The 3,317-nt window shown below is 49.5% G+C and carries 4 protein-coding genes; 3 read left to right on the forward strand and 1 reads right to left on the reverse strand.

Annotated features, from left to right (window positions below):
* Positions 1–164: 164 nt before the first annotated feature.
* Entirely contained in the window at positions 165–608 is a 444-nt protein-coding gene (locus C7B65_RS26675) for a hypothetical protein (protein ID WP_143162136.1), read from the forward strand.
* Positions 609–710: 102 nt separating this feature from the next.
* Here the strand turns inward: C7B65_RS26675 and C7B65_RS26680 are convergent, their stop codons facing one another.
* Positions 711–1,028 (reverse strand): hypothetical protein, encoded by a 318-nt coding sequence (locus C7B65_RS26680; protein ID WP_073075341.1) that lies wholly within the window; start codon positions 1,026–1,028, stop codon positions 711–713.
* A gap of 15 nt (positions 1,029–1,043) precedes the next feature.
* On the opposite strand from C7B65_RS26680, the gene C7B65_RS28205 reads away from it, so the two are divergent.
* Positions 1,044–1,880 carry a hypothetical protein gene (locus tag C7B65_RS28205; RefSeq protein WP_073075342.1) on the forward strand — a complete coding sequence of 279 codons (837 nt, stop codon included), beginning with the start codon at positions 1,044–1,046 and terminating at the stop codon, positions 1,878–1,880.
* A gap of 24 nt (positions 1,881–1,904) precedes the next feature.
* Positions 1,905–3,251, forward strand: coding sequence for a hypothetical protein (locus tag C7B65_RS26685; RefSeq protein WP_073075343.1), 1,347 nt, complete (start codon positions 1,905–1,907; stop codon positions 3,249–3,251).
* Positions 3,252–3,317 lie beyond the last annotated feature (66 nt).

Consider the following 3,317-nt stretch of genomic DNA (forward strand, 5'->3'; position numbering starts at 1 on the left):
ATTCCGTTCTCGATGGCAACGGTGAAGCGACGGGCGCTCAATCAGCATCTTCTCGAGCGCTTTATTGCCACCTTAGACTTGGAGCCAACCTTGATTAAATCCCACCCCAACTATTCAACCCTTTGTGACTACGGCATTATCGCCGCCTAAATTTGTCCGAAGTGTTGATATCAGTTGAAAATCGAGTTAGGCTCGAAGAAGAATTCATACAAATCAAAAAAAATATCTCGGATTTGATTTATCGAATTTTTGAGTTAAATGAGGCAGAGATAAATTTTCAGCTTCCGTATGAAACAGCTTTTGAAGATATTGAGTTTGGTGGTAATTCTAATTTAAGAACAGAACTACATCAAGACGTTCAGCAAGATCGTTTTACAGTTCTAATTTTGAACATGATAGGTCATCAATGGCATAAGCAAATTGAGGCGGGCGAACCTGTTCCAGCCTGGGCATATCAGGATGGTGTCATTCCCATTAATAAAGGAACCAATAAACAAGCATTAGGCGACCGAGTTCGGGAGCGCATTGGTGCCGAATTTCCCAACCACACCGTTGCTATCATCGCTGCCGAATTTGAAGAAATCGTTGGCATCAGTCTAGAAAAATAGCTCAGTAGTGCCTTCTTCAAACGCCACAGCTCCCAATTCAAAAAACGCCCGATCGCATGGCAAATCGAGTCCTCCCCCATCACAGGAAGCCGCAGTAATCGATCAAACCCCGCATTCTCCTGCCTGCTCTACCACCACAAACTCGATGCCGACCTCCTGCCCAAGCTCCGCAGCCAATATGTCGGCATCCTCCGCCAGAGCTACGAAACCGAACTCCGCAACCTGGAAGCCAGATCCCAAGAGCAGCGTTCCGGCGATCAATCCGCCCGCATCCTTCACCTCCCTAACTGGATCGAAGAACTCAAAACCCTCGAAGTTAGCCTCTACGAAGTCAGCACCATTGGCTTTGGACCCGATTTCCTCAAGCCTCGTCTGCGCCAACTGGCGATCGATGATGCAACCCTCTGCCTCAAAGCCCACTGGCTCCGTAAACTGATGTCAGTCATCCAGACCAATCCCCTCTCCACCTGGAAAACGGCTGCTACTGCCACCGAGCTTCACGACGACTTCCCCCAGTGGATCGAAACCGCCTTCAGCCACCTCGACCACCACTGCTCCCAAGTTGGCTTTCCTCCCCTCAATGCAGAAGACTTAGAGCAAGACCCCACCGCATCTGATCTGGCAAAACACATCTGCCAACATGCCAAAGCCATGCTCAGCAAAACTCTCAATCTGGCTTGCTCAGAATGGTGGTCAAAATTCAATCAAACCCTAATTGCACCCCTAAAGCAGCAAATTAAGGAAGCCGAAACCGAGGCAAAAGCACTCAAAGAAGAAATCACACAACTGGGAACCCAGAAAGCTGATCAACGCCGCACCAAAGTTACGGTTCGACTTGCAACCCTCAAAGCCGACATCAAAACCTGGAAAGCCACCATCAAAGCCATCACTGAAAAAGGCAACGCGATTCGCAAAGCCATCGAAGCCTGGAAATGCCCCGACTCCGAAACTTGGGAACCTTGGTTAGCCACCCAACCCATATACGACCAGATTTCTAGTCTGGACGATCGCCGCACTCCCCCTCAACCTATTGCCGAGTTCATCGCCCAGGAAAGCACCTACACCCCTGACCTCAACGACGGCGTTCGCGTCAACATTGCCCCCCTACAACGCAGCGGACTTCTAGCCAACGATGTCCTCGCTGCAAAAGATGTGAACAAGGCAATTGGCGATCGCGCTGAATGGCGAGCCGACGAACGCCGCTGGTGTCGAGAAGGCAAGCTCCCCCAACCCGGTTGGTGGAAGATAGATACGAAGGTAGATATACTGTGAAAACCTTGCTAGCCTATTTTGAGAATGATTGCTACTGACAGCCTCCGCTCCTGGATTCGCCAGGAAATTCAGCAAGTGCTCCAACACAAAAGTGCTCAGCCACCTTTACTGGTTTGGTGTGATCCTCAACGGGTTTGGAAAGATTTGCTACAGGAGGCAGCAACAGACAACACATTTGAGCTTTGGGCAGAGGATGTTCACGAACTTATATTGCGCGATCGCTTCTACAAAACTCCTCGTGCTCCCCGTGTCGTCTGGCTCCCAGTTCGACAAGACGAAATCACCTACTTCAAGGTCTTTGAGCTTCAGGCAGAAGAGGTCAAGCAACTCAGCCTGCCAGAAGCCCTATCCCAATATGGAGTAGACATCCCCTCCGATGCCTTGGTTGAACTAAACCCAATCCTGCCTGCCCACGCAAAAGAGTGGCTAGACTATCCTAAGTCTGCCTGGAAAGAATTAACTCCTGGCAATGCCAAGGAAACGCTGATCAACGACGATCGCGTTTCGGAAATTTTGGCAACTCCGAGTCTTAGCTTTGACAATTTGAAAGCAAACAACCGATTTGGAGTATTTGTGCGCCGGGTTGTCGAAGATTTTGGGCTACCTGAACCTCAAGCTGATAAGCCTGAAAACTGGAGAATTCAAGCCCTTGCCACCCTTCTGGTAACTGAAGCTGCGGTCAAATGTCCCCAATCACCTCCCAAAGAACAGGATCGAATCATTTCTGCTACACCTCAGCAAGAACTCGCTCTTAAACTCTTAACCCAATGGCAGAAACAAGTCGATCGAATGGAGTCCTTTGAGACATTGGCACTCAAAGCCGGCGCTCAAACCACACTCCAAGTCTGGGCAAAAAATCTGGATACGCTGCCTGTACCCCTGTCTTCTCCCATTTCAGAACAGACTTTTTTTCAGACAGAGTGCGATCGCCTCACTCAAAGTGAGAACTTTGCCCAACTGGTGGACTATCTCAATAGCCAGGTTAACCATTATCAGGCACATGCCGAAGGCTTCTGGGGGCTACGAGCAAAAGCGAAAGTATGTTGGTCACCTCTAGTTAAGCTGGCAGAAATCGCTAGCTTATTACACCAGCAAGCTCAGGTTGAGCAGACTTGGAAGGCTCCGGCTGAAGCAATGCAATGGTTCACTAGTCAGGGTTGGCAGATTGATCAGGCAGGAGAAGCCATCTTTCAGGAAGACCTGGAACTTCCACAGGAACTCGTTCCCGTGCGAAAGCAATTACAGGATGCCTACCTGCGTCATACTGATCGGGTCAATATCACTTTCTCAGAGCTTTTGGCAAATGTATCCTTAACGACATTGGGCTTACCTTTTGCTGGGGAAGCAATCGCCAACACCGTTAACTCCTAAGAAACACACTCCGGGAGAGCAGGTTTAGCAACGAGGTCAAATCCAAGCGCCATCGCCTTTTTCTTG

The sequence above is a fragment of the Phormidesmis priestleyi ULC007 genome (genome assembly GCF_003003695.1).
In the GTDB taxonomy this organism is placed as follows: Bacteria; Cyanobacteriota; Cyanobacteriia; order Leptolyngbyales; family Leptolyngbyaceae; genus Phormidesmis_A; species Phormidesmis_A priestleyi_A.

Bases quoted from the DNA above. Each gene is read 5' to 3' on its own strand.
- C7B65_RS28205 (WP_073075342.1), top strand. From the start codon at position 1,044: ATGTCAGTCATCCAGACCAATCCCCTCTCCACCTGGAAAACGGCTGCT.
- C7B65_RS26685 (WP_073075343.1), top strand. From the start codon at position 1,905: ATGATTGCTACTGACAGCCTCCGCTCCTGGATTCGCCAGGAAATTCAG.